General features: G+C 66.3%; 22 protein-coding genes. 13 read left to right on the forward strand and 9 right to left on the reverse strand.

The window, feature by feature from the left end; translation table 11 throughout:
• Positions 1-3: 3 nt before the first annotated feature.
• On the reverse strand, positions 4-1,362 hold the full coding sequence (locus tag BLQ71_RS24250; RefSeq protein WP_043140190.1) for a sensor histidine kinase: 1,359 nt from the start codon (positions 1,360-1,362) through the stop codon (positions 4-6).
• The gene (locus BLQ71_RS24255) at positions 1,359-2,027 is read right to left on the reverse strand and encodes a response regulator transcription factor (RefSeq protein WP_074623573.1); all 669 of its coding nucleotides are present in this window, start codon (positions 2,025-2,027) and stop codon (positions 1,359-1,361) included. The genes BLQ71_RS24250 and BLQ71_RS24255 overlap by 4 nt, the downstream gene beginning before the upstream one ends.
• Before the next feature lie 120 nt (positions 2,028-2,147).
• On the opposite strand from BLQ71_RS24255, the gene BLQ71_RS24260 reads away from it, so the two are divergent.
• From BLQ71_RS24260 to BLQ71_RS24295, 8 genes are all read left to right on the forward strand, one after another.
• Positions 2,148-3,233, forward strand: coding sequence for a tricarboxylate transporter (locus BLQ71_RS24260; RefSeq protein WP_043140195.1), 1,086 nt, complete (start codon positions 2,148-2,150; stop codon positions 3,231-3,233).
• A 105-nt stretch (positions 3,234-3,338) separates the two neighbouring features.
• The gene (locus BLQ71_RS24265) at positions 3,339-5,393 is read left to right on the forward strand and encodes a tripartite tricarboxylate transporter permease (protein ID WP_074623574.1); all 2,055 of its coding nucleotides are present in this window, start codon (positions 3,339-3,341) and stop codon (positions 5,391-5,393) included.
• Positions 5,390-6,448 carry an isocitrate/isopropylmalate dehydrogenase family protein gene (locus BLQ71_RS24270; RefSeq protein WP_083242317.1) on the forward strand — a complete coding sequence of 353 codons (1,059 nt, stop codon included), beginning with the start codon at positions 5,390-5,392 and terminating at the stop codon, positions 6,446-6,448. The genes BLQ71_RS24265 and BLQ71_RS24270 overlap by 4 nt, the downstream gene beginning before the upstream one ends.
• Positions 6,445-7,533: a 4-oxalomesaconate tautomerase gene (locus BLQ71_RS24275; RefSeq protein ID WP_074623575.1), complete on the forward strand. Its 1,089-nt coding sequence runs from the start codon at positions 6,445-6,447 to the stop codon at positions 7,531-7,533. Before BLQ71_RS24270 ends, BLQ71_RS24275 begins: the two co-directional genes overlap by 4 nt.
• The gene (locus BLQ71_RS24280) at positions 7,530-9,170 is read left to right on the forward strand and encodes a thiamine pyrophosphate-binding protein (RefSeq protein ID WP_074623592.1); all 1,641 of its coding nucleotides are present in this window, start codon (positions 7,530-7,532) and stop codon (positions 9,168-9,170) included. Before BLQ71_RS24275 ends, BLQ71_RS24280 begins: the two co-directional genes overlap by 4 nt.
• A gap of 145 nt (positions 9,171-9,315) precedes the next feature.
• A complete protein-coding gene (locus BLQ71_RS24285) occupies positions 9,316-10,293 on the forward strand; it encodes a D-2-hydroxyacid dehydrogenase family protein (RefSeq protein WP_074623576.1) in 978 nt (325 codons plus the stop codon).
• Positions 10,290-11,036: a sulfite exporter TauE/SafE family protein gene (locus tag BLQ71_RS24290; RefSeq protein ID WP_052244406.1), complete on the forward strand. Its 747-nt coding sequence runs from the start codon at positions 10,290-10,292 to the stop codon at positions 11,034-11,036. Before BLQ71_RS24285 ends, BLQ71_RS24290 begins: the two co-directional genes overlap by 4 nt.
• Before the next feature lie 103 nt (positions 11,037-11,139).
• Positions 11,140-12,351 carry a peptidoglycan-binding protein gene (locus tag BLQ71_RS24295; protein ID WP_074623577.1) on the forward strand — a complete coding sequence of 404 codons (1,212 nt, stop codon included), beginning with the start codon at positions 11,140-11,142 and terminating at the stop codon, positions 12,349-12,351.
• A 4-nt stretch (positions 12,352-12,355) separates the two neighbouring features.
• On the opposite strand, the gene BLQ71_RS24300 is transcribed toward BLQ71_RS24295, so the two are convergent.
• A complete protein-coding gene (locus tag BLQ71_RS24300; RefSeq protein WP_074623578.1) occupies positions 12,356-12,928 on the reverse strand; it encodes a hypothetical protein in 573 nt (190 codons plus the stop codon).
• 114 nt (positions 12,929-13,042) lie between these two features.
• Entirely contained in the window at positions 13,043-13,651 is a 609-nt protein-coding gene (locus tag BLQ71_RS24305) for a glutathione S-transferase family protein (RefSeq protein WP_083342361.1), read from the reverse strand.
• Between the two features lie 124 nt (positions 13,652-13,775).
• On the opposite strand from BLQ71_RS24305, the gene BLQ71_RS24310 reads away from it, so the two are divergent.
• The 3 genes from BLQ71_RS24310 (at position 13,776) to BLQ71_RS24320 (ending at position 15,173) form a co-directional block, all read left to right on the forward strand.
• Positions 13,776-14,477 (forward strand): glutathione S-transferase N-terminal domain-containing protein, encoded by a 702-nt coding sequence (locus BLQ71_RS24310; RefSeq protein ID WP_074623580.1) that lies wholly within the window; start codon positions 13,776-13,778, stop codon positions 14,475-14,477.
• A 223-nt stretch (positions 14,478-14,700) separates the two neighbouring features.
• The gene (locus BLQ71_RS24315) at positions 14,701-14,937 is read left to right on the forward strand and encodes a hypothetical protein (RefSeq protein WP_139168486.1); all 237 of its coding nucleotides are present in this window, start codon (positions 14,701-14,703) and stop codon (positions 14,935-14,937) included.
• Between the two features lie 35 nt (positions 14,938-14,972).
• The gene (locus BLQ71_RS24320) at positions 14,973-15,173 is read left to right on the forward strand and encodes a hypothetical protein (RefSeq protein WP_074623582.1); all 201 of its coding nucleotides are present in this window, start codon (positions 14,973-14,975) and stop codon (positions 15,171-15,173) included.
• Between the two features lie 185 nt (positions 15,174-15,358).
• Here BLQ71_RS24320 and BLQ71_RS24325 read toward each other — a convergent pair whose 3' ends face one another.
• Positions 15,359-16,591: a M10 family metallopeptidase C-terminal domain-containing protein gene (locus BLQ71_RS24325; protein ID WP_074623583.1), complete on the reverse strand. Its 1,233-nt coding sequence runs from the start codon at positions 16,589-16,591 to the stop codon at positions 15,359-15,361.
• Positions 16,592-16,812: 221 nt separating this feature from the next.
• Positions 16,813-17,340 (reverse strand): peroxiredoxin, encoded by a 528-nt coding sequence (locus BLQ71_RS24330; RefSeq protein WP_069211095.1) that lies wholly within the window; start codon positions 17,338-17,340, stop codon positions 16,813-16,815.
• A gap of 89 nt (positions 17,341-17,429) precedes the next feature.
• Between BLQ71_RS24330 and citF the strand changes: the two genes are divergently transcribed.
• Positions 17,430-18,920, forward strand: a complete 1,491-nt coding sequence (gene citF, locus BLQ71_RS24335; protein ID WP_074623584.1) for a citrate lyase subunit alpha — start codon at positions 17,430-17,432, stop codon at positions 18,918-18,920.
• Between the two features lie 143 nt (positions 18,921-19,063).
• Positions 19,064-20,281 carry an efflux RND transporter periplasmic adaptor subunit gene (locus tag BLQ71_RS24340; protein WP_074623585.1) on the forward strand — a complete coding sequence of 406 codons (1,218 nt, stop codon included), beginning with the start codon at positions 19,064-19,066 and terminating at the stop codon, positions 20,279-20,281.
• 24 nt (positions 20,282-20,305) lie between these two features.
• On the opposite strand, the gene BLQ71_RS24345 is transcribed toward BLQ71_RS24340, so the two are convergent.
• From BLQ71_RS24345 to BLQ71_RS24355, 3 genes are read right to left on the reverse strand one after another with little or no spacing between them, the layout of a single operon-like run.
• Complete coding sequence (locus BLQ71_RS24345; RefSeq protein WP_074623586.1) at positions 20,306-22,540, reverse strand: hybrid sensor histidine kinase/response regulator; 2,235 nt, start codon at positions 22,538-22,540, stop codon at positions 20,306-20,308.
• Positions 22,525-23,709, reverse strand: coding sequence for an FIST N-terminal domain-containing protein (locus tag BLQ71_RS24350; RefSeq protein WP_074623587.1), 1,185 nt, complete (start codon positions 23,707-23,709; stop codon positions 22,525-22,527). Before BLQ71_RS24350 ends, BLQ71_RS24345 begins: the two co-directional genes overlap by 16 nt.
• Positions 23,710-23,750: 41 nt before the next feature.
• Positions 23,751-24,464 (reverse strand): response regulator, encoded by a 714-nt coding sequence (locus BLQ71_RS24355; protein ID WP_052244410.1) that lies wholly within the window; start codon positions 24,462-24,464, stop codon positions 23,751-23,753.
• Positions 24,465-24,725: the final 261 nt, after the last annotated feature.

Genomic DNA, 24,725 nt, shown 5'->3' on the forward strand with positions numbered 1-24,725 from the left:
ATCTCAGGCCAGCCGGGGCAGGGTGAGGACGACGCCGAACCCTTCATCCGAGGGTTCCACGGTCAGCGTCCCGCCATGCCGCAGGGCCACCGCCTCGGCTATCGACAGGCCAAGGCCGCTGCCGGGGCCAGAGCGGGCCTGGCCGAACCGCGACAGGATCTTGGGCACGTCCCTGGCGGTCACGCCGCGTCCATCGTCCCGCACCGACAGGGTTATGTCCGGGTCGGCGCGCAGCGTCAGGGTGACGCGCGACAACCCCTCGCCGCCGTGAACCAGCGTATTGTCCAGCAGGTTGGCCAGCGCCTCGCCCAGCATCACCCGGTCCCCCAGCATCGGCACCGGGCCCGGCGGCAGATCGGTGTCGAACCGCAGCCCCCGCGCCCGGGCACGGGGGGCAAAATCCGCGGCGGTGGTCGAGGCGATCTCTTGCAGGTCCAGCCGTTCGAACCCGCTGGTCCCGCTTTCGGCGCGGGCGCGTTCCAGCGTCAGCAGGCGGTTGGCCAGTTGCCCCGCGCCATCCGCTGCCTTGGCCATGTCGGCGGCCCGTTCATGCGCCGCCTCCAGCGTCGGCGCGGTGAGGATCGCCGCCGACAGCGCCTGTAGCCCGGCAATCGGGTTGCGCAGCTGATGCGCGGCGTCCGAGATGAAATTCGACTGCGCCTCCATCGTGGCGCCGAACTGGGTGAACAGGGTGTTGAGCCGCCCGACCAGGCCTTGCGTCTCGACCGGAACGGCGCGGCGGATCGGGCTGAGGTCTTCTGGTGAGCGGCGCGAGATCGCCTCTTCGAGATCGGTCAGCGGTTTCAGCCCGTGCCGGACCCCGAACCAGACCAGCAGGGCCACCGCAAGGATGAGCGAAGCGATGACCGTTGCCGCCCGTAGTGCCAGTTGCAGCGCAAAGCGGTTGCGGGCCTCCATGCTTTGCCAGACCGTCGTGGTGAAGGTGCCGGAAATCGCGCCGATGGTCGCCTCTGTCTTGAGCCGCAGAACCCGCACCGGCGTGCCCTTGTAAAGCGCGTCGGTGTACAGAAAGGCCACGTCCTGCGGCAGGCGCCGGGTGACGGGGATCGGCGGCACGGCATAGCCCACCACCAGCACCCCGTCCGGGGCATAGACGTGGTAGCGCACCGGGCCGCCGGCGGTTTCGCCCAGCAGTTTCTCGGTGTCCGGAGAGATCGCGTCACCGTCCAGCAGCGCCACGTCCCGCGACACGGCAAGGGCGGTGAACATCAGGTTGCGGTCAAAGAATTCTGCCGCCGTGCGCCGGGCCGCCTCGACCCGCCAGGTGCCGACGACGATCCCCAGCACCACCAGCGGCGTCAGGATGATGAGCAGCAGGCGAAGCCGGAGCGACCGCCTCACGTCCGTTCCTGCAGGCTGTAGCCAAGGCCACGGCTGACCCGGATGTCCAGCGCCGCCGGGACCAGTTTCTTGCGCAGCCGCGAGACATGCGCCTCGACCGAGGATTCACCGACGTCCGCCCCGGTGCCATAGACATGTTCCAGCAGGTCCGACTTGGACACCACCGCACCACGTGCGCGCAGCAGCGCCTCGAGCACCGAAACCTCGCGCCGGGGGAGGGGCAGCGGCGTTCCGTCGATCTCGACCTGCCGTGTTTCCAGAATGAAGCGCAGGGTGCCGATCGACAGCTCGGTCTGGGCGGTCTGTCCCAGGCGGCGCGACAGGGCACGCACCCGCGCCTCCAGCTCTTCCATCTCGAAAGGTTTGACGAGGTAATCGTCGGCGCCCGCGTCCAGTCCCTGCACCCGTTCCGCCGTTGTATCGCGGGCGGTCAGCAGCAGGACAGGACGCTGATCGCCCCGGTTTCGCATCTCTCTCAGGATTTCTAACCCATTGATCCCGGGCAGGTTGATGTCGAGGATCACGATGTCATTGGCGTCGTCGCGCAGGAAATCGGCGGCGGCATTTCCATCATGCAGAAGGTCGGTGGCATGGCCCCGATCCTGCAGCCGCCAGGCGATTCCCTTGGCCAGTGCCTCGTTGTCATCGACAATCGCGATCCGCATTTTTCCCGGTCCGTCAGCTTCACGCAAGCTTCGCAGCTTAAATATTCATCATCAAGCGACGAATCATCGCTGGATGGAAAGGGCGCCCGGCCAAGGGCGCCGACATGGGAGGATACCAATATGACGATCAAGACCGCCATCGTCGCGGCCGGCTTTGCCGTGACTGCAACCCTGGGCGCCGCGCAGGATCTCGACCTGTCGGGCAAGACCGTGGACTACGTGATCCCGTTCTCGGAATCCGGTGGTTCGGCCAAATGGGCCAACTTCTACGCTCCGCTGCTCTCCGAGGCGCTGCCGGGAAATCCGACCGTCGTGGTGAAATACATGCCGGGCGCGGGGTCGACCAAGGGCGCCAACTGGTTCCAGGCGCAGACCTGGGAAGACACCGAAGGCACCGTGATCTTCGGCACCTCGGGGTCGACCCAGTTCCCCTACCTGCTGGGCGATCCGCGCGTGCGCTATGAATACAGCGACTGGAACGTCGTGCTGGCCTCGGGCACCGGCGGTGTCGCCTACCTGCCCCCCGCGATGGCCGAGAAACTGGACGGGCTGGACGCCTCCGGCCTGGCGGGCGAGGATTTCATCTGGGGCAGCCAGGGCGCCACGCGTCTTGACCTGGTGCCGCTGCTGGCATGGAAGATGCTGGGCATGAACGTCGAACCGGTCTTTGGCATCAAGGGACGCGGCGACGGTCGCCTGATGTTCGAGCGCGGCGAAGCCAACGTCGACTACCAGACCTCTTCGGCCTACCTGGCCAACGTCACGCCGCTGGTGGAAAACGGCAGCGCGGTGCCGTGGATGACCTGGGGTGCGCTGGACGAAAATGGCGACATCGTGCGTGACCCGACCTTCCCCGACATCCCGACCTTCAAGGAAGTCTGCGAGGCGACCGAGGGCTGCAACACCTCGGGCGAGGCATGGGACGCCTGGAAGGCCTTCATGATCGCGGGTTTCCCGGCGCAGAAGATGATCTTCCTGCCCAAGGGCTCGCCGGACTGGGCCGTGGACGCCTATACCGAGGCGCTGAACAAGGTGCTGGCGCGTGACGATTTCGCCGAAATTTCCGAGGCACGTCTGGGCGTCTACCCGCAGATGACCGGCAAGGGCGCCAAGAACACGCTCACGCTGGGCACGCAGGTGCCGGCAGAAGCCAAGGCTTTTGTCGTCGACTGGCTGCAGGAAGACTACGGCGTCTCGCTGAAGTAACCGACCGGACGGCGGCCGCCCTTCTATCCGCGGCCGCCGCCCCTTTTGAATTGACAGACGCGCGCCCCTCTGGGTCTGCGCGTCCCGACCTCAACGGAGAACAAGATGGACCTTCTGGCCACGGCGCTTCCGGCGCTGGGAGAGGCTTTTGCGCTCATCCTTCAGCCTCAGCAGCTGCTTTACCTAACGTTCGGTGTCCTGCTGGGACTGTCCGTCGGGGTCTTTCCGGGCCTCGGCGGGATTGCCGGCCTCAGCCTGGTGCTGCCCTTCATTTTCGGCATGGACCCGGTCTCGGGTCTGGCGCTGATGGTTGGCTTGGTCGCGGTTGTGCCAACCTCGGACACCTTTGCCTCTGTCCTGATGGGGATACCCGGTTCCTCGGCCAGTCAGGCGACAGTGTTGGACGGCTTCCCGCTGGCCCGCAAGGGCGAGGCCGCGCGGGCGCTGGCCGCGGCCTTCATCTCGTCGCTGTTCGGCGGATTGCTGGGCGCGACGATCCTGACCTTCTTCATCCTGATTGCCCGGCCTCTGGTGCTTGCCTTTGCACTTCCGGAAATGCTGGCGGTGACGCTTTTGGGGCTGGCGATGGTGGCGATCCTTGCCGGGCGTATCGCGCTCAAGGGCGTGGCGGCGGCCTGCCTTGGCCTGCTGGTCGGCACCATCGGCGAGGCCGGGCACGGCGGTTCGCTGCGGATGGTTCCCGAATCCTGGATGTTCGCGGCCACCGGCTCGACCACCTTCGAAAGCTATCAATACCTCGCTGACGGCATCAAGCTGGTGATCGTGGGCCTGGGCATCTTTGCGATCCCCGAGATCATCAGCCTGCTGCGGCAGAACCAGTCCATTGCGCGTGGCGCGCAGCTGGGGTCCGGCTGGGCGCAGGGTCTGCGTGACTGGTGGGCCAACGTCTGGCTGTCGGTCCGCTGTTCCTCGATCGGGGTGATCGTGGGGGTCATTCCCGGCCTCGGCGGGTCCGTCGTCGACTGGATCGCCTACGGGCACACGGTGCAGACCGCCAAGGATCGGTCGCAGTTCGGCTCGGGCGACATTCGCGGCGTGATCGGGCCGGAAAGCTCGAACAACGCCAAGGAAGGCGGCGGCCTGGTGCCGACGCTGATCTTCGGTATTCCCGGCTCCGGCTCGATGGCCGTCTTCATCGGTGGACTCGCGCTGCTCGGCTACGAGGCTGGGCCGCAACTGGTGCAGAACAACCTGGACATCACCTATACGGTTGTCTGGTCGCTGGCGCTGGCCAACGTGCTGGGGGCGGGCCTGTGCATCGGCCTGTCCGGCCCCATCGCGCGGCTGACCACGATCCGCTTTACCCTGCTGGCGCCGTTCCTCTTCATGATGATCGCCTTTGCGGCCTTTCAGTCGCGGCAGTCGCTGGGCGACCTGGTGGCTCTCTTTGCCATCGGCCTGCTGGGCATCTTCCTGCGCCGGTTCGACTGGTCGCGCCCGGCCTTCCTGATCGGCTTCGTCCTCTCGACGCAGGCCGAGAATTTCTCGGCCAACGCCAACCAGATCGCCGGGTTCAAGTTCAAGCAGGGCTGGGCCGAGGGGCTGGGCTATGTCGCAACGCCCATCGTGATCGTGATCGCGCTGCTGACCGTGGTGTCCGTCTACTTTGGCATCCGTCAGTCCAAGCAGATCCGTTCCGAGGGTGACGTGGCCACCGGGTCCAAGCGCGCGCCGCTGATCTTCCTGCTGGCGCTTCTGGCCTATGTCGGGACGGCCTGGATCAACGCCTATTCCATCAACATGATCTCGGACAAAATCTTTCCGCTGGCGGTGGCAAGCGTCGGCCTTCTGGCGCTGGTTGCGCTGCTGGTGCGGATGATGATGGCCGGCGAAGGAGACGAGATCTTTGCCGACCGCGAGGCCTCGGGCGAGGATGCGGAGGCACCGCACTCGCTCTGGGGGACGCTGGCCTGGTTCGGGGCGCTGCTGCTGCTGACTTCGCTGCTGGGCTTCGTGCTGGCGCTGGCGCTGTTCATGGTGGCCTTCTTCCGGGTGCGCGCCGGGCTGAACTGGGTCTGGAGCCTTGGGCTGACGGCGGCGGGCATCGCCTTCATCTGCTTCCTCGCCGGGATGCTTAACCGGGACTTCCCGCCGGGCCTGCTGCAGAGCTACGTCAATCTGCCGTGGCCGCTGACATGACGTTGACCCTGCTGTGTCTTCCGGGTGACGGCATCGGCCCCGAGATCGTGGCATCGACGCAGGCTGTCGTCCGGGCGGCCTGCGCCCGGGCCGGCGTGGCGGTGGATCTGCCGGAAGCGGAGATCGGCTTTGCCGCACTGGCCCATGAGGGGACGACCATCCCGAAGGCCGTGATCGACAGGGCCGGTGCCGCCGACGGCGTCATCCTTGGCCCGGTGTCGCACAATGCCTATCCGCCGGTGGCCGAGGGCGGGCGCAACCCCTCAGGCGTGCTGCGCCGCGCGCTGGAGCTTTATGCCAACATCCGGCCCGCGCGGTCGCATCCGGCGGTGCCGCGCCCCGTGACGGCCAAGGTCGACATGGTGGTGGTGCGTGAGAACCTCGAAGGCTTCTATGCCGATCGCAACATGCACATGGGGCCGGGCGAGTTCATGCCCACACCGGACGTTGCGCTGGCGATCCGGCGCATCACCCGAGAGAACTCTCGCCGGATCGCGCGCTCCGCGTTTGAGCTTGCCGCCCGGCGTGGGGGCCGGGTTGCCGTCATTCACAAGGCCAACGTGCTGCGGGTTTCGGATGGGCTGTTCCTGGAAGAGGCCCGTGCCGTTGCCGCCGATCATCCCGAGGTCGAGGTCGAGGAGATCCTGATCGATGCCGCCGCCGCGCATTTCGTGCGTGACCCGGCGCGGTTCGACGTGGTGCTGGCGACGAACATGTACGGCGACATCCTGAGCGATCTTGCCGCCGAGCTGGCGGGCGGCCTGGGGCTGGGCGCCTCGCTGAACCACGGTGCCACCCATGCGGTTGCGCAGGCGCAGCACGGATCGGCCCCCGACATTGCCGGACAGGACCGCGCCAATCCCGGTGCATTGATCGGATCGGCGGCCATGCTGCTGGATCACCTGGGCCAGCCCCGCGCGGCTGCCCTGATCCGCGATGCGCTGGAAACTGCGCTGGCCGCGCCAGAGACGCGCACCGCCGACCTTGGCGGAGCGCTGGGCACCGCCGCCTTCACCCACACCCTGACCCGCCTGATCGAGGACGCCGCGACATGACTCAGACCGCCATTCCCTACCTTTTCCTTCGCGGCGGCACTTCGCGCGGGCCCTATTTCAATGCCGCCGACCTGCCGCAGGATCGTGACCGGTTGTCCCGTGTCCTTGTCTCTGTCGTCGGGGCGGGCAACCCGCGCAACATCGACGGCATCGGTGGCGGCAACGCGGTGACGACCAAGGTCGCAATGCTGTCGCCCTCCGACGATCCCAAGGCCGACGTGGACTATTTCTTTGCCCAGGTCGCGGTAGAGGAGGAACTGGTGGACTACGCGCCCACCTGCGGCAACATCCTGGTGGGTGTCGGCCCGGCCGCGATCGAGATGGGCATGATTCCGGCGCAGGACGGTGTAACGCCGGTGCGCATCCGTGCCGTCAACACCGGCGCCCTGGTCGAGGCAGAGGTCCAGACCCCCGGCGGCGTGGTCAGCTATGACGGAGACACCGCCATCGACGGCGTGCCGGGCACCGCGGCCCCTGTGGCCCTGAACTTTCTCGACGTGGTGGGATCGCGGACAGGCGCCTTGTTCCCCACGGGCAAGGCTCGGGAAGAAATCGACGGGATCGAGGTCAGCCTTGTTGATGTGGCGATGCCGATGATGATCGCCCGCGCCGCCGATTTCGGTATCACAGGCCACGAGACCCTGGACGAACTGGACGCCATGCCGGACCTGTTTGCGCGCATGGAGGCGGTCCGGCTGGAAGCAGGCCGGCGCATGGGCTTTGGCGATGTGTCCAAATCCGTGACCCCCAAGATCGGCCTCTTGGCCGCCCCGCAGGGCGAGGGGCATTTCTGCGCCCGCTACTTCATGCCCTGGACGACCCACCCGACGCTGGCGGTGACCGGCTCACAATGTCTGGCCGCCTGCGCGTTGGCGCCCGGCACCGTGGCCGAGGGTCTGACCCGCCCCTTTGCGGACAGCCCGGTGACCGTGCGGATCGAACACCCGATGGGCGTGATGGATGTGCGCGTGCGGTATGACCGGGACGGCGGCTTCAACTTCCGATCTGCCGGGGTGACGCGCACCGCCCGGTTGATCGCACGCGGAGAGGTGCTGGTCCCGGAAACGGTCTGGTGCGGCGCATGATCCATACCTACGACATCCTGGCCCGCACCATCGCGCAAGAGAACCCCGGCACCTGCTTTGCCCTTCTGGGGGATGCCAACATGGCGTTGGCGACGCGCCTGGCAGAAGAAGGCTGCGGGTTCATCTACGTCCGGCACGAACATTGCGCCGTGGCCGCGGCAATGGCCCATGCGCGCAAGACCGGGGGCGTTGGTCTGGCTACCGTGACCTGCGGGCCGGGTGTCACGCAGTTGATGACGGCGCTGCCCGCCGCCGTGCGGGCGCATCTGCCCCTGGTGGTCCTTGCCGGAGAGGCGCCCTTGAAGGCGGGCTGGTACAACCAGGCCATCGACCAGGCGCCCTTTGTCACCGCCTGCGGCGCGGCCTATGTCGCGGCACATTGGCCCGCGCGGATGCCCGTCGTGATTCGCGATGCCTTTGCCCAGGCGCGTCGGGAACGGCGTCCGGTTGTCGTGGGGCTGCCGTTCGATTTGCAGGAGTTGCCCTGGGAAGGGCCCGACGACCTGCCCGCGCCCTCGGCCAACCTGATCCCTGCGGCAGGCCCGATCCCGCCCAACCCGGATGATCTTGCCCGCATCACGCCAGCCGTGGCCAATGCCGAGAGGGTCATCGTCATGGCTGGCATGGGTGCGGTCGAGTCCGGGGCGGGTGAGGCCATCCATGCATTGGCCCGGCACCTGGACGCGCCCACGGCCACGACCCTTCCGGCCCGAGGACTGCTGCATGGGGATCCCTGCTGCCTCGGCGTGGCGGGGGGCTTTTCCCCGGCAATTGCGCGGGAGGTGATGGGCGAGGCCGACCTGATTATCGCGCTGGGCTGTTCCCTGGCGCGGCACAATGCCGATGCGGGCAAGCTGTGGCCCCGGGCGCGGGTCCTGCAGGTGGACGTCGACCCGGTCAGCCAGAGCCAGGGGCGCCTGGCCGCCGACCTGCACCTGCGCGCCGATGCGCGCCTTGGGGCCGAGGCGCTGATGGGGGCCGTACCAGCCCGCCAGCCCCGCCAGAGGGGAGAGGATCTTGCCCGGCGCATCGCGTCCGAACCCGCCGACAGCGCGCGTTTCGACATCGCCCCCGGTCAGCACGATCCTCGTGACGTGGTGGCTGCGCTGGACTCGGCCCTGCCGCAAGGCTGGCAGATGGTCAATTCATCGGGGCACTGTTCCTATTTCTTCGCGCAGATGAACCGGCCCTATGACGAATTCCTGACGATCCGCGAATTTGGCGCCATCGGCAATGGCACCAGTTTCGCGATGGGGGTCGCGGCGGCCTGCAAGGAGGTGCCAGTTGTCCTGTTCGATGGAGACGGCAGCTTGTTGATGCATGTGCAAGAGCTGGAAACCTACGTTCGCCATCGTCTGCCGATCCTGACGGTGGTCCTGAACGACGGGGCCTATGGCTCGGAAATCCACAAGCTGCGGGCCGACGGCCTGTCGGATGCGGGGGCGGTCTTTGGCCAGACCGATCTGGCCGCCATCGCGCGTGGCTTTGGCGCGGCGGGCACGCGCGTCACGGACCTGGCCGATCTGCCGGGCCTGGTTAAGGCGTTCGCCGCCGATCCCCGACCGACGGTCCTGGACTTTCCCGTGAGCGACCAGGTGGTCTCTCCGGTGATCAGGCGCTCGCACGGGATCAAATGACTTGGCGGAGCGAGTCAATCGGTATACCGTCGCATACATAATTGGAGGTTTCCATGTTGTCCCAGACCTTCCGGGTTGGCACCCGCACCGCCCCGATTGATCCGACACCGCGTGCCGCTGACGCGGATCAAGGAGTGGCGAGCCGATGAAGGTCCATATCCTCGACGATTGGTTCGACACGTTGCGCACCTTGCCCAGCTTTGCCCGGCTGCAGGGCCATGAGGTCACGGTCTGGACCGACCACACCGAAGACATCGACACCCTGGCCCGCCGCCTGCAAGAGGCCGAGGCGCTGGTCCTGTTCCGAGAGCGTACCCCGGTCACCGCCGCGTTGCTGGATCGGCTGCCGGGGCTGAAGCTGATCTCGCAGCGCAGCGTCTATCCGCATGTCGATGTACCGGCCTGTACAGCAAACGGCGTCCTGCTTTGTTCCAACATGCATTCAGACACGCCCTCGGTGGCGGCGTCAGAGCTGACGTTTGCGCTGATGCTGGCCTCTGCCCGACAGATCCCGCAGCAGATGGCCAGCCTGCGCGCGGGTCACTGGCAGATGGGGGTTGGTCAGACGCTCGCCGGGCGGCGGCTGGGCCTCTATGGCTATGGGCGGATCGCGAAACAGGTTGCTGTCTATGCGCAGGCCTTCGGGATGAAAGTCTGGTGGTGGGGGTCGGACGAGGGGCGCGCCCGCGCCCGGGCCGATGGCGTGGAACTGGCCCCCGATCGCGCCAGATTCTTCGCCGACAGTGATTTTGTCAGCCTGCATGTCCGCCTGAAACCGGCGACGCGCGGAATCATCACCGCCGAGGATCTGCTGAGCATGAAGCCCTCGGCCAGCTTCATCAACACCTCGCGGTCTGGCCTTGTCGCGCCGGGTGCGCTGGACAAGGCACTGGAGGCGGGGCGCCCCGGGCGGCTGGCGCTGGATGTCTTTGACACGGAACCGCTGACCGATTCCAAGGATCCGCTGGTCAATCACCCTTCGGTCATCGCGACGCCGCATATCGGCTACGTCACCGAGGATGAGCTGGATATGCAGTTCGCCGACATCTACGACCAGATCAACGCCTATGCCGAGGGCGCGCCGATCCACATGATCAACCCCGAGGCCCGGGGCGGCCAGTGACAGAGCTTTTCTACGCCGGGCTGGAGCCGGCGACCTTCTGGATTCTGGTCGCGGTCAGCTTTGTCTCTTCCTTCATCACCGTCGCGCTGGGCATCGGCGGGGGCGCCCTGCTGTTGGCGGTCATGGCCAGCGTCATGCCCCCGGCGGCGCTGATCCCGGTGCACGGGGTGATCCAGGTGGGGTCGAACGCGCTGCGGCTGGCGGTGCTCTTTCGCCATGTGCATTGGCCGCCGGTGCTGACCTTCCTGGTCGGCACGGTGATCGGCGTGGCGCTGGGCGGGTCCTTGGTGGTCAACCTGCCGCCGGGGGCCATCCTGATCGGCGTCGGCGGTTTCGTGATCTGGTCGGTGCTCAGCAAGCCGCCCGCATGGTTGTCGCGCCTGCCGGTCGTGACCGGGCTGATTTCCAGTTTCCTGACCATGTTCTTTGGCGCCACCGGGGTTTTTGTCGCCAATTTCACCAAGTCGCTGAACCTGCCGCGGCAGGCACATGTCGCCAGCCACGCCGCCTTCATGACGGCGCAGCATCTGGCCAAGGTGCTGGCCTTCGGCCTGCTGGGGTTTGCCTTCGGTCCCTGGCTGGGATTCCTGGCAGCGATGATCCTGGCCGGGTTCCTGGGCACACTGGGCGGACGCATGATCCTGGACCGGCTCAGCGATCACGGATTTCGCCGGGTGCTGGACGTGGTGCTGATCCTGATCTCGATCCGGCTGATCTGGACCGGCCTGTCCTCGCTCCTGTGACGCCGCCCGCCGGGGCGTCGACGGATCGGAATCGCTTCGCTAGGCTCGGGGCAGGGCCGGTGTGTGCGGCCCGACTCGGGGCAACGGCAAAGGGACAGAGGTGATGAGAACAGCGGGACTGGCACTGGCGGGATTTCTGGCGGCGGCGCCGGCCTGGGCCGAGTTCACCACCGGCGATGCGCTGGTGATTGGAAACGCGCGCTATGGCGAGACGGTGACGGCCTTCGGTCCCGACGCGGTGCAGGCCGTGGCCAGGGCGCTGCGCCTGCGCGGGCAAGAGGTCGAACAGCTGGCCAATGGCGGGGCCGTGGCGATGCAGCAGGCGCTGGACGGGTTCGTGGCCGCGATCGACGAGGGCGAGACGCCGCTGATCGTAGTGCTGTCGGGCCAGTTCGCCTCCGTCGACGGCGGCCCAGTCCTGCGCCCGGCGGGCCGGGAGACGTCCAAGGCTGCGGGCCTGTCGCTGGCGGCAGTGCTGGAGGTGCTGGCCCAGAGCCCGCGCCGGGCCTTCCTTGTGCTCGGCGAGGCCGGCGAGGCGACCGCCCTTGAGGCGCTGGAGATTCCCGAGGGCGTGACCGTCATCCGTGGTCCCGCCGCCAAGGTGGCAGAGTTCGCCGCCCGTGAAATGGCGCAACCGGCCTTGCCGCTTGAGAAATCCGCCGACTGGTACGGGCTGTCGCTGTCCGGTCACGCAAGCGATGGACTGGCGGTACTTACCCATACCGAGGTGCGCCCCCCGAGTGAGGCGGAACAGGCCGCCGCCCGGGATCGGATCGCCCTGTTGGACGAGACGGCCTGGCAGCGCGCCGTCGAGAGCGGGGCGTTCCAGGCGTACCTGGACAGCTATCCGCAAGGCCTTCACGCCGAGGCGGCTTTGCAAATGCGTGACGGCGCACCTGCGATCAGCCCGGCAGAGGCAGAGGCGTCCCTGGCGTTGGATGCGACCGCGCGCCGCGAGATTCAGCGCAGCCTGACCCGGCTGGGGCACCGAACAGGCGGTATCGACGGGATATTTGGCCCCGGCACACGCGGTGCGATCACCGCCTGGCAACGGCAGAGCGGCACCGATCCGACCGGCTACCTGGATGCGGCGCAGGTTGCGCGCTTGTCAAAGGATGCGGCGCAGTCACCGGCGCCCAGCGTCCCGCGGCCCAGACGGGCGAGCAATGCTGTCTCGGCGGCGGAGGCTGCAACCTGGAACATGGCACGAGGTGAACGGGGTCTGCGCGCCTATCTTGGCCAATACCCCAACGGCGCCTTTGCGGCGCGCGCCCGGGTCAAGCTGAGCAACATGCAGCGCGGGTCGGGCCAATAGGCGATCAGCGCGTCCGCGCCGCCTCGCGCGCACGTTTCGCCGCCAGCATTTCCTTCAGGACCTCAGGGCGCGGGCGCCAGTCATAGCGGTCGTCGGCACGGGTCTTTTGCCAGTGCAGTGCACCGCCGTTGCGCCAGGGATCCAGCACCACGCCGTCATAGATCGTGCCGCCGCGCGGGCTGACAACTGCCGTGTGGTGGATGATCCGGAAGGGCGAGCGCGGAGAGATCGCGCGCAGGACCGAGAGTGTCCGGAAATTCTCCTGGCTGAGGCGGCGGTGCATGTCCTCGGCCCAGTGGTTGCAAAGGCCCCGTTCGCGTTCGCCGCTGTGGACCTTGGCGTTATGGATCAGCGGCGGGTCGGTGATGCCGTACTCTTGCGTCAGCTGGCGGGAATAGGTGTAGGCGATCCGCGCCGCGCGGTCGGCCTCACGCGGGTCGACATTCGGGCCGAGGCCCCGGATTTCCGCCGCCAGCGCGTCGATGTCCCTTTGCCCGAATTCCGGGCTGACGGTGGTGCAGCCGCCGATCGCCAGCATGGCCAGGGCCACCAGCATCATTGCAAAGCGCTTTGTCATCGTGATCCCACCTGAAAGTCAGTAGCCTTGGCCAGAGGCATAGCCCCGGACCACCGGAGGTGCCAGACCTTGGTCGGCATTTGCCCCCGCCTGATGCAGCGAGGGCGCGAGAGACTAGAGGGCAAAGGCCTTTTGCGCCGCGGGCCGTGCCTGCAGCCGGTCGACATAGGCCTTGAGATTGGGCATCCCCGAGACATCGACGCCGAATTTCTCGCACATGATGCAGGCATGGCCGGTGATCGTGTCGGCGGCGGTGAAATCCCCGGCCAGGTAGTCGCGATCCGCCATGTGGACATCCACGGTCTGCACCATGCGAGTCATCAGCTTCAGCGCGCGCTTGGCATGTTCCTCGGACCGGCGCTCGGGCTTGAGGATGATGGTTTCCACGACGTAGTTGTTCATCGGCCCCATGATCATGCCCTCGCCGTAGTGCAGCCATTGCAGGTATTGCGGAAAGGCCGGGGACTCGACCGGCGGCACCAGTTTGCCCTGTCCGTGGCGCGCCACCAGGTACTCTGCAATGGCAGGCGATTCAAAGATCCGCACGTCGCCGTCCTCCAGCACGGGAATGCGGCCGTTCGGGCTGATTTCCAGGAACTCGGGCGCGCGCATGGCCGGATCGCCCAGTTTCTCGAAGCGGTGCAATTCGAAATCCAGCCCCAGTTCGTACATCAGCCAGGCGGTGCGCACGGCGCGGGTGTCGGGGGCGAAATAGAGTTTCATCAGCGTCTCCGGTTGGCGGGGCGCGCGGTCCCCATTGGCGATTTCCGGGCCGGACGGTCGTCTTGCCGGGTTGCGCGTTATTGGGTAGCGGTTGGGGCAGGACAGTCAACCGGCAGGACAGCCCATGATCGACGCCCATTTCTGGCCCACGCCCAACGGGTGGAAAATCTCCATCGCGCTCGAGGAGATGGGGCTCGACTATCGCGTGGTGCCGGTCAACATCCTGCGCGGCGAACAGTTCGACCCGGAGTTCCTGAAGATCAGCCCGAACAACCGGATGCCGGCCATCGTGGACCATGCGCCCGAAGGCGGCGGGCCGCCGATATCGGTCTTCGAGGGGGCCGCGATCCTGATCTACCTGGCCGAGAAGACCGGCCAGTTCCTGCCCCGTGACCTGCGCGGGCGGACCGAGGTGCTGGAATGGCTGCTGTGGCAGGCCGCCGGGGTCGGGCCGATGTTCGGTCAGGCGGGCCATTTCAAGTTCTACGCCCCGGAACCGAACCCCTACGGCCTGGAACGCTACACGACCGAGGTGCTGCGGCTTTATGGCGTGCTGGATCGCCGACTGGAGGGGCGCGACTACATCTGCGGCGCCTGTTCGATTGCCGATTTCGCGACCTGGCCCTGGGTCGTGACCTACCGCAAGCAGGAGATCGACCTGCACGAGTTCCCTAACGTGCGCCGTTGGTATGACCTGATGAAAACCCGCCCGGGCCTGCGTCGCGGCTATGACGTGGGCAAGGACCTGGGTAAGCCGCAGGGCACATGGGACGAGGAAGCACGCAGCCACCTGATGCCGCGCAGCACGCAGACCCCCGGGACCTAGGCCACAGCCGGAAACCGCTTGATCGGCGGATGCGATTCCACACACTCTGGTTCCGATTGATGTCCGAGTGACCGTTGGTGCGATGCCCCTGATTTCAGAGTTCACTCTTGACCTTGGAACCCCGACGTTTGCCAGCTTGCAATCCAGCACCGGCGACCTGGTCATCATCGAGGCCGGCAGCGAGTCCGACTAAGCGCTGACGCTGCTGCCCGCAGAGGTGGACGTGCTGCAAGCACAGGGGCGCAGGGTGATCGCTTATCTGAACGTCGCGGTGACGAACCACTACCGGACCTACTGGAACGACAGCTGGGTGGGCTACGATGACCCGGACAACCGCGACGTGGGCCCCGTTCTTGACGGCGCATCGCCACCACCCTGGCTGAAGAACAACCACGACTACACGACCTCCGAAATCGAGAACGAGGACGGTTCGACCACCACGATCGCCCAAGGTACATAGTCGATTGCAACGATCCGGCCTGGCAACAGCGGGTCATGGACGAGGCGGTCCGGATGGTATCGCCCGTGGCACAAGGCGGCTTGGGATACAGCGGGGTCTTTCTGGACGATGTGGGCCGCTATTACGAGGCGGCGTCACAGGATCTGGGCTACGACATGGCGGATGCCGCGGAGCGCGTGATGGCGTTTGTTGCCGCCATCGTGACGGCGGTTCGGGAGGTCTTGCCCAACGCCTAGGTCGCGGTGAATTCCGGGCCCTACATCGGCTGGAACAGCGGCCAACCGGTCGCCGCCGCGACGCTTGCCCATTTCGGCGCTATCGACCCCCTGTTGATGGAAACCCAGTTCGGTGGCGCCTGGGGGATGTCCTGGCCAATGGAACGCATTGGGTGCCGGGCCACGACTTTCTTGCCGTCGAACGGTCATGGGACAGCACTCTGGATCCGCAGGCCTTTGCCGACTGGGCGTGGGCCAACGGTGTCGTGCCGCATGTCGCGGAGAACTCCGACTATGCCACGCCCGCCGTCACGCCTCCCCCGGGGACTGCGGGGCCCGACCTGCTGACCGGCGGGAACGGGTCCAATGCGCCGGACGGGCTGGGCGGCAATGACACGATCCTGGCCGGGGGCGGGGCCGGCGTTTCGTTTCCGTTGCGGTCTGAGGATGAAATCGTCGCTCGTCAATCCGCTCACGTCCGGCAGGCGGATCGCACTGTCGGCGGCCAGGTCGGCGTCGACATTGATCTCGACGATGCTCAGCCCGCCTGCGATCTCCTGCACCCGTACCTGGTTGGTCCCGGTGAAATTGGCGGTCCCGATAAAGGAGAAGGTCTCGGGGATCATGTCCGACAGGTCGATCGTGTCCACGCCCTGTTCGAAATCCAGGATTCGGTCGCTGGTGCCCTTCGTGGCGCCGCTGTCGTCGATGCTGTCGAAGACGAAGGTGTCGGCATCGTCCCCGCCACGCATGAAGTCCCGGCCAAGCCCTCCGTCGATCGTATCCTCGCCAGCAAAGCCGCGAGTATCGTCTTCGCACTCGGTCCCGGGCAGGTTGTCGGCGTTCTCGGTGCCGTGGATGACGCTGACGAGCAATTCGCTTTCGTCGTCGAAGATCGTCGTCCGGCTGGTCACGCGCCCCTCGGCGTCAAAGCCGTATTCGATCGTATCCCAACGCTCGACGTCCTCGGCATCGGACATGACCCGGGACACCGGCAGGCCATCGGCCCGGTTCTCGATCTGCAGCTTTCCGTCGTCGTAGTCGATCACGCGCTGCAGGATCTTGCGGTTGCCGTCCAGCGACAGGGTGATGCTGTTCCAGGGGTTGCCGTCCATGCGGTCGGTGATCACCTTGGACACCGGCGCTCCGTCGGACAGCAGGATTTTGACCTCCAGCCCGTTGTCCAGTTCGACCACGCGGCTCAGCTGCTGGCCGGTTTCGCTGAAACTCTTGGTGACGGAAGTCCAGGGCATGACGTCGCCGCCGTCCTGCATCACCTGGAGATATGGGGTGCCCTCGTGGAAGAATTTTTCTAGGCTGCGCCCGTCGTCGAATATGACCTGCAGCTTTGTGCGGATACCTTCGGAGTTCCAATTCGAAGACCTGGACGACCAAGCGAATTGGTCCTCCGGATCGGAGACCGTGGTCCTTGGAGACATGTTGTTCTCTGCTCTTGGTTGCCAGTGTTGCCTGATTGCGCCGGGGCGGTTTTTCCCGCTCTCGAAGGACGCGCGTTAACTGTTTATCAAGGCTTGGCTTTTCGCCAAAAAAAGCAAAACCGGCGTGACTCGCCTCGCGGCGCGTTGTGACGCAACCGACACATTCAATACCGTATAGGGAGAAATTCTTATCCTTTGGGGTAGGCCTCGAACTGGTGCTCTCACCCGCCTTCGAGATGGGCCAGCATTGTTTCTGCCCCGGAAACCTTCACGGGAACGCCGGGCGGATTGTCTTTCACCCCCGGTTCGGCAAACAGCGCGGTGATCTCGCCGTCTTCGACAAGCATCGCGTAGCGCCAGCTGCGCAGGCCCATGCCTTGTGCCGACCGGTCGACCAGCATGCCCATCAGCCGGGTGAAATCGCCGTTGCCGTCTGGCAGCATCATGACCTTTTCGATCCCCTGCGCCCGCGCCCATTGATGCATGACAAAGGCGTCGTTGACCGACAGGCAAATCACGCGGTCGATCCCCCGGGCGCGGAACGCGTCGTAGTGGCGTTCGTAGCCCGGCAGGTGGGTCTCGGAACAGGCGGGCGTAAAGGCCCCGGGCAGCGCAAACAGCACCACGCGTTGACGGTCGAACAGTTCGGCGCTGGTGACGTCCTTCCATTCATAGGGGTTGTCGCCGCCCAGGGCCTCGTTGCGCTGGCGAGTGTGAAAGACGGTTTCGGGAATGCGCTGTGGTGTCATGTCCGGGCTCCTGTTGCAGGTCGGTGTGGCCTGTCCCAGAGTAGCCCCCCGGGGCCGACGGTAAAGCGCCCAAGTTGACGAGAGAGACGATGACCGATCTGCCGCCCGATCTTCCCGGTTATGGCGCGCTGCGCCCCTACAGGCCCGCGGGTGTCACGCGTGGTCCGCGCATGACCAAGCTGCTGGCGGATCTCGATGCGGCGATTTCCGCCTGTGATCTGCGCGACGGGGCCACGGTGTCGTTCCATCATCATCTGCGCAATGGCGATGCGGTGCTGAACATGGTCATGGCGGCGCTGGCCCGCCGGGGGCTGAAGGACCTGCATGTGGCGGCCAGTTCCCTCTTTCCGGTCCACGCGCCGCTGGTCGATCATATCCGGAACGGCACCGTCTCCCGCATCTCGGCGGCCTTCATCTCGGGTCCGGTGGGAGAGGCGATCTCGACCGGGGTGCTGCCCCTGCCGGCGATCCTGATGACGCATGGTGGTCGGGCGCGGGCGCTGGATGCGGGGGACTTCGTGATAGACGCGGCCTTTGTCGCCGCACCGGTCGCGGACGAGATGGGCAATGTCTCGGGCAGCATGGGCACCACCGCCTGCGGCACGTTGGGATACCCGATGACGGATGTCGCGGTCGCCCGCCGCACAGTGGCCATCACCGATACGCTGGTGCCTTACCCGGCGCCCGCCATCGACATCCCGCAGGGGCAGGTGGATCACGTCGTGCAGGTGCCGCGCATCGGTGATCCGTCGGGCATCGCCTCGGGCACCACGCGCCCGGCAGAGGACCCGGTCAGCCTGGCCATTGCTGACAGCGCAGCCCGCACCATCGCCGCCAGCGGGCTGTTGAACGACGGGTTTTCCTTCCAGACCGGCGCCGGGGGCGCCTCTCTGGCGACCGCTGCTGCGGTGGGCCGCCAGATGGCAGAGAGGGGCGTCACCGGCAGCTTCTGTTCCGGCGGGATCACCGGGTTTCACGTCGAGATGCTGCGCGCGGGGCTCTTTCGCGGGTTGCTGGACGTGCAGTGCTTTGACCTCGAGGCCGTGCGGTCTTACCGGGACGATCCCCGGCACCAGGCGATGTCGGCGGCCACCTATGCCGCACCGCATATCGGCGGCGCGGTGGTCGACCGGGTCGACGCAGTGGTGCTGGGCGCGGCAGAGGTCGATCTGGAGTTCAACGTCAACGTGACCACCCGGGCGGGTGGTGTCCTGATCGGCGGGTCTGGCGGTCACGCGGACACGGCGGCGGGCGCGCAGTTGTCCATCGTGACCACGCGCCTGACGGCCGCCGGTTTTGCCAAGATCGTGCCGCAGGTCGGTACGCTGACCACGCCGGGCCAGACGATCGACGTTGTGGTGACAGAGGCGGGGCTGGCGGTGAACCCGGCGCGGACAGAGCTGGCGGAACGGCTGCACAGCGCCGGCCTGCGCTTGCGCCCGATAGAGGTCCTGGCCCGTGAGGCCGCCACTGCCGCGCGCCAGCCGGTGCCGCCCCGGGCCGGGGGACGGGTGGTTGCCATCAGCGAATACCGCGACGGCAGCGTGACCGACTTAGTCCGCCAAATCGGCACGGATTGACACTTTGCCGTGACAAGGCGCTGGTATTCCGTGCCGAAACCGCGACAATCGCGCCGGATGCGCTATGGTTTTCGCGGATCCGGGCCGCCGTTCGCAGGACAAAAGACGGACCGCGGCGTTCAACAGGGAAAAGAGGTTTCAGGATGATAACAGACATCCAGTTCAAGCGGTCCTGGCGTGCATTTGCAGGCGCCGGGGCGCTGGCGCTGATGATGCCGGTGGCCGGGTTTGCCCAAGATGCCACGCCGATCCAGGTCGACACGATGCGGCTGACATCGGAACAGCCGGTTACCACCGATACCTTCTTTGGCACGGTGCAGGCCAGCGACATGCTGGGCCTTTCCTACGAGGCAGGCGGCTGCGTGGTCGAGGTCTCGGACAAGGCCAAGCGCGCGCGCGTCGCCACCGCCGGGCAAGTGCTGGTGCGGCTGGATGACAAGCGGTCGATGCTTGCGCTGCGCACCGCCGAGTCGCGGGTTGCCGAACTGGCCGCCACGATCGAGGAACGCGAGCTGGACATCCAGTCCGCCATTGCCGACGACAAGCGCCGCCAGCAGGAGCTGGACCTGACCACCGCCGAGTACGAGCGCAACAGCACCATGCTGGGCCGGGGCCTGATCAACGAGACCACGATGGAAGGGGTCGAGCGCCGCTTCATGGAAGCGCAGTTTGCCGCCGACCGCGCGCAAGAGGCCATCGCCACCGCCCGCGCCGCCAAGCGCCGCGCCGAGATCGCGCATGAGATCGGGCAGCTTGACCTGCAGACAGCGCAGCTCAACCACGAACAGCTGGTGCTGACGGCACCCATCGACGGGGTGCTGGTGGGGTTCGAAACCAACGTGGGCGACTGTGTCTCGGCCGGGGAACGCGCCGCGCAGATCTATGCCCCCAGCGAGAAATCGGTGGATGTCTTCATCCTCATCAGCCGCCTGTCCGAAAGCGGCCCGACCGGGATCTCCGACGGCTCCGGCGTGCGCATAACCCGCGTGAACGGCCAGGTCTGCGCCGGGACGATCACCCGGTTCGACACCGAGGCGGACCTGGAAAACCAGTTCGTCAAGGCTACCATCGAGGTCGATGAGACCTGCGCCCCCGACCTGTTCCTGAACGAGGCGGTCGAGGTCGAGGCGATGCTGGACGCAAGCGACGACACCTTCGAGATTCCGACCGGCGCGCTGACCAATGGCGACACGATCTTCCTTGTCGATGAAGAGGGCGCCACCCTGCAGGAGGTCGCGGTCGAGATCCTCAAGACCGGCCCGCGTGAGACCATCGCGCGCATTCCCGGCGCGGCCGGACGGCTGATCGTCAGCGACGCCCTTGCCGGTCTGGGCGAAGGGCAGGCGGTGGCGCTGCGCTGATCGTCTTGCGGTGATCCTGCCGGGTCAGGGCGGGGTCAGCGTGCCCCGCATGGTCGCGGAGTACAGGAAATCCTCGAGATCCTCGGTGTTGATCGGCTTGGTCATCAGCACCGTCTGCGCCGCGTCGCACATCTGGCGCAGCTCGGTCGACCGGTTGGCCGACATCAGGCGCGCTGGCAGGGCCGGATCGCGCGCCCGCAGCTGCCGGACCAGCGCCAGTCCGTCCTGCCCCTCGCCAAGGTGGTAATCCGCCAGGAGCGCGTCCGGCAGAATGCCGATGTCGTGCAGCAGCGCGCGCGCCTCCTCGACACTTCCGGCGTCCAGCACGCTGCCGCCCCAGCGTTCGATCAAGAGGCCCAGCGCGCGGCGCAGCTCTTCGTCGTTTTCCACCAGCAGCACGATCAGGCCGCTATCGCGCAGGCGTTGCCGCGCCGCGGGGCTTTTGCGCGGTGTGGGCATCTCGTTCGGGCCGTTCACCCGCTGCGCGCTGAAGAAGAACCGCGTGCCGCGTCCCAGTTCCGAACTCACGCCAAGCGGATGGCGCAGCTGCGCGCAGGCGCGTTCCACGATGGCCAGACCCAGGCCCAGCCCCTCGTTCACGCTGCTCTTGCTGTCCAGCCGCTCGAACTCGCGAAAAATCCGTTCCTGGTCGTCTTCCGCAATCCCGGGCCCGGTGTCCCAGACCTCGAAACGGATGGTGTTGCCCTGCCGCCGCGCACCAACAAGCACGCGGCCCGTTTCGGTATAGCGCACCGCGTTGGCGATCAGGTTCTGCAGGATGCGGCGCAGGAAGCCGGGGTCGCTGGCCACGCTGCCAGAGGCCGGAACCACGCGCAGGTCCAGCCCCTTGAGCGCGGCGAGCGGGGCGAATTCATCGTGCAGCCGCTGCAGGAGCTGGTTCACGGAGACGGCGGTGATGTCCAGGCTGGCGGCGCCGGAATCCAGTTTCGAGATGTCCAGCAGGGCGTCGATGATCTTTTCGACGCTGTCCATCGCGCTCAGCGCCTTGGTGGCGTGTTGCTGGGTGGTGTCATCGCCGTCCCCCTCGGCGATCCCCGAGATATAGAGCTTGGCCGCCGACAGCGGTTGCAGCAAATCGTGGCTGGCCGCCGCGACGAAACGCGACTTGGAGGCGTTGGCCCGTTCCGCCGTGACCAGCGCATCTTCCAGTTCCAGCGTGCGTTCCATCACCCGCCGTTCCAGCAGTTCGTTGGCCTCTTCCAGCGCCCGCGCGGCCTGGCGTTCGACGGAAACATCGGTGAATGAGATCACGAAGCCGCGGTCGGGCATTTCCTGACCGAAGACATCCAGCGTGATGCTGCTTTCGGCACGGATCTCGAACCGCAGGGGCAGGCGCCCGCGGTCCTGGTGGGCCCAGGCGCGCAGTTCCTCGGCGGTCATCACGTCGGCGTCGAAACGGGTTTCAAGCTGTTCGATCAGCCGGTCGAAATCCACGCCCAGCCGCAGCGTGGCGATGGGTAGGGACAGCATCTCGCCGATCTTGTCGTTCCAGCCCACCAGCCGCGCATCGCGGTCAAAGATGCAGACCCCCTGGTTGAGGTGGTCCAGCGTCGCCCGCAGCATCCGCGCCTGGCTGTCCAGCAGCTTGCCGCGTTCCTGCCGTTCCAGCCGCATGATGTCGGTCACGTCGGTCTGCAGGACGACGGTGCCGCCGTCCGGCGTGCGGTGTTCGCTGACCTGCAGCCAGCGGTCCCAGATCAGGCGCACGTTGAAGATCGCGTGCCGGTCCTTGTGGCGCTTCAGCCGCTGTTCGGCCCATTGCGCGGGGCTGACGATGTCGGGCAGTTGCAGGAACCGGCTTTCGCTGACCGCCTCGACGTAGTCGGCAAAGGGCAGCCCCTCGGCCAGGCGCGGCTGAACGTCGTGCAGCGGCAGGCTGAACCGGCTGTTCCACATCACCAGCTTGTCGGCGCTGTCGAACAGGGCAAAGCCCTCTTGCACCGCCTCGATCGCGTTGGCCAGGTTCTTGCGGGCGTGTTCGGCCTCGTGCTTGGCGCGGGCGAGGGCGGCATTGGACTGGTTCAGCAGGTCAAGCGTGTATTCCAGGTCGCGGGTGCGCTGGCGCACCTGGTCCTCCAGCATGGCGGCGCGTTCGAACTGGGCATAGGCGGCGCCGGACTGGTCGGTGTCCTGTTCGACCCGGCGCATCAGCGCCTCGCTGATCCGGAGCAGCTTTTCGTTCTGGCGTTCAAGTGGATCGTTGGGATTGATCAGATAATGCGTCAGGTCTCCCTGCATGGAGCCTCCGGTGCATAGATCGCGACCCCGGTCATGGTCTGGTTGACATGCATCCCGTTGACCTGCTCGCCATAGGTGGAAAACCCGGTGACCCTGTGCCGCGACAACACATCGTCAAGGGGCCGTTTCAACTGGCGTTTTTCGGCCTCGATCCGGCGCAGGACGCAATCGCAGGCAAGGATCGCCTCCGGCTGTTCGGTCCGTGACAGTTCGCTTAGCTGCTGGTCCAGGTGGTCGACGATATGGGCTGCATCGGCAAGGGTCAGCACCAGCCCCTCGTCGATGGCGGAAAAGAATTCAAGCGCGCCGTCCTCTGTCACGCGCTTGATGGCGCGGACGTGGTGGCTGCCACCCAGGCGGACCACCATCGGGCTGTCGGCAAAGGTGAAGGTGTCGATCTGGTGCGGGTCCTTGCCCAGCAGGCGCCCAAGCTCCAGTGCTGCGGGTTCGGCGTTGATTTCATGCACCAAACGGCGCGAGGGATCCGCGCGGGTCACCACCATGCGCAGGTCGGTGGGGGTGAAATGGTTGACGCTGAACACCCGTAGCCGGCAGGTGCTGCGCACCAGCGCCATGACAGCGGCCTTTTCGTGGCAGACGCCATTCAGGGCGACGAAGGTATGTTCGAACCGCACCCCGTCCCCGGCGGACCCCCCGAACAGCTGTGTCGGTCCCAGCCCGGCGGTCAGGGACGAGGCCAGCCGGTCCTCCTGCATCGACAGCCCGTCGACCATGAGAAAGGCGAATTCCTCGGTCATTTCTGGGGCGCGGGCGCCCAATTCGGCGCGGGCGCGGATGGTGCGCTGGGTCATCTCGTGGCTGGGCAGGTTTTCCAGGTCCTCGTACAGCAGGACCTCGGCCTCGAAACAGCGCTGCGGCAGGGCCATCGCCACCACCTGTTCCTCGACGTAACCGGCGCCCATCGCGATCTCTCCGGCGGTGGTGCAGGCCATGACCGGGGCATCGCCCAGTCGGGACTGCAGGCCCGTTACCAGCGTCTGAAAGGGGGTTGCGGGGCTGCAAAAGATCATCACGACGGCAAAGGGGCCGTTGCCCAGCCCGTCGGCAAGCTGGTCGATCAGGTCGGGTGCGTCGCAATCGGCGCGGGCTGTCCGCAGAATGGCGTCGTTATCGACACCTCCCTCGGACGGAGAGGCTCCTCCGTCCATCGGTTCTCCTCCCCAGGTGTTCTGTCTTTATTCGGGACAGATTACGGAGTGTCCGGCTGTCTTGGCAAGAGGTTCGAAAAGCTGGCCTCGCCCGCGATCAGCACGGCCTGGGTGCGGCTCTGGACACCCAGCTTGCGCATGATGGCGGTGACATGTGCCTTGACGGTGGTTTCCGCGATGGACAGGTCATAGGCGATCTGCTTGTTCAGCTTGCCTTCGCAGATCAGTTGCAGGATGCGCGCCTGCTGATTGGTCAGCGTCGACAGGCGCGACACCGCGTCGTCACCGGAATCCGCCGGCTGGCCGGCATCGCCCACGTCGACGAAGCCCTCGGGGACAAAAACCTCGTCGCGGGCCAGCGCGTCGAAGGCCTGGCGGAAGACGCCGCGCTGGCTGTGCTTGGGGACGAATCCCTTGGCGCCCGCGCGCATCACCGATGTCACCATGCGGTTGTCCGCCATCGAAGAGACAACGACCACCGGGATTGCCCCGGCTGCGGTCTTGAGCCGGATCAGCCCGTCCAGCCCGTTCACGTCCGGCAGGTTGAGGTCCAGCACGATGACATCCGGTTCCGCGCCTTCGCTCAGGGCGTCCAGCGCATCTTCCAGCAGGCTGGCGGTCTCGATCTCCTCGATCCCGGCCACGGTCTTGAGCGTCATGGCCAGCGCGTCGCAAAACAGCGGATGATCGTCCACGATCAGCGCCGAGGCGAAATGCCGTTGATGATCCGTATCGGGCAACGTTCTCCTCCCCATTGAACGCCGGTCTCTTGGTATACCTTACGATCCTAGCAAAGCGCCAGAGCCACGGCACCTGTGCTAAGGTCTTAGGAGGGGCCGAACAGGCGCCGAAGGCGTGGGGCAATGCGTTACGTTCGGAATCAACCTGCGCTGAGCACATGCAGATGGACGGGAGTCCTGGCCGCGAAGGCGAGAGCGACCTTTGCGATGGAAAGAGTTCTCTATCCCGGAAACGTATTGTTTCCGTATGAAGCCAACAAAAAGTGGCCGAAAAAT

The organism is Antarctobacter albus, from assembly GCF_900101505.1.
GTDB lineage: Bacteria > Pseudomonadota > Alphaproteobacteria > Rhodobacterales > Rhodobacteraceae > Antarctobacter > Antarctobacter albus.

Excerpts from the sequence above, each read along its gene's own strand:
- BLQ71_RS24255 (WP_074623573.1), bottom strand. The coding sequence starts at position 2,027 with ATGCGGATCGCGATTGTCGATGACAACGAGGCACTGGCCAAGGGAATC.
- BLQ71_RS24260 (WP_043140195.1), top strand. The coding sequence starts at position 2,148 with ATGACGATCAAGACCGCCATCGTCGCGGCCGGCTTTGCCGTGACTGCA.
- BLQ71_RS24265 (WP_074623574.1), top strand. The coding sequence starts at position 3,339 with ATGGACCTTCTGGCCACGGCGCTTCCGGCGCTGGGAGAGGCTTTTGCG.
- BLQ71_RS24270 (WP_083242317.1), top strand. The coding sequence starts at position 5,390 with ATGACGTTGACCCTGCTGTGTCTTCCGGGTGACGGCATCGGCCCCGAG.
- BLQ71_RS24275 (WP_074623575.1), top strand. The coding sequence starts at position 6,445 with ATGACTCAGACCGCCATTCCCTACCTTTTCCTTCGCGGCGGCACTTCG.
- BLQ71_RS24280 (WP_074623592.1), top strand. The coding sequence starts at position 7,530 with ATGATCCATACCTACGACATCCTGGCCCGCACCATCGCGCAAGAGAAC.
- BLQ71_RS24285 (WP_074623576.1), top strand. The coding sequence starts at position 9,316 with ATGAAGGTCCATATCCTCGACGATTGGTTCGACACGTTGCGCACCTTG.
- BLQ71_RS24295 (WP_074623577.1), top strand. The coding sequence starts at position 11,140 with ATGAGAACAGCGGGACTGGCACTGGCGGGATTTCTGGCGGCGGCGCCG.
- BLQ71_RS24300 (WP_074623578.1), bottom strand. The coding sequence starts at position 12,928 with ATGACAAAGCGCTTTGCAATGATGCTGGTGGCCCTGGCCATGCTGGCG.
- BLQ71_RS24305 (WP_083342361.1), bottom strand. The coding sequence starts at position 13,651 with ATGAAACTCTATTTCGCCCCCGACACCCGCGCCGTGCGCACCGCCTGG.
- BLQ71_RS24310 (WP_074623580.1), top strand. The coding sequence starts at position 13,776 with ATGATCGACGCCCATTTCTGGCCCACGCCCAACGGGTGGAAAATCTCC.
- BLQ71_RS24320 (WP_074623582.1), top strand. The coding sequence starts at position 14,973 with ATGGACGAGGCGGTCCGGATGGTATCGCCCGTGGCACAAGGCGGCTTG.
- BLQ71_RS24325 (WP_074623583.1), bottom strand. The coding sequence starts at position 16,591 with ATGTCTCCAAGGACCACGGTCTCCGATCCGGAGGACCAATTCGCTTGG.
- BLQ71_RS24330 (WP_069211095.1), bottom strand. The coding sequence starts at position 17,340 with ATGACACCACAGCGCATTCCCGAAACCGTCTTTCACACTCGCCAGCGC.
- citF (WP_074623584.1), top strand. The coding sequence starts at position 17,430 with ATGACCGATCTGCCGCCCGATCTTCCCGGTTATGGCGCGCTGCGCCCC.
- BLQ71_RS24340 (WP_074623585.1), top strand. The coding sequence starts at position 19,064 with ATGATAACAGACATCCAGTTCAAGCGGTCCTGGCGTGCATTTGCAGGC.
- BLQ71_RS24345 (WP_074623586.1), bottom strand. The coding sequence starts at position 22,540 with ATGCAGGGAGACCTGACGCATTATCTGATCAATCCCAACGATCCACTT.
- BLQ71_RS24350 (WP_074623587.1), bottom strand. The coding sequence starts at position 23,709 with ATGGACGGAGGAGCCTCTCCGTCCGAGGGAGGTGTCGATAACGACGCC.
- BLQ71_RS24355 (WP_052244410.1), bottom strand. The coding sequence starts at position 24,464 with ATGGGGAGGAGAACGTTGCCCGATACGGATCATCAACGGCATTTCGCC.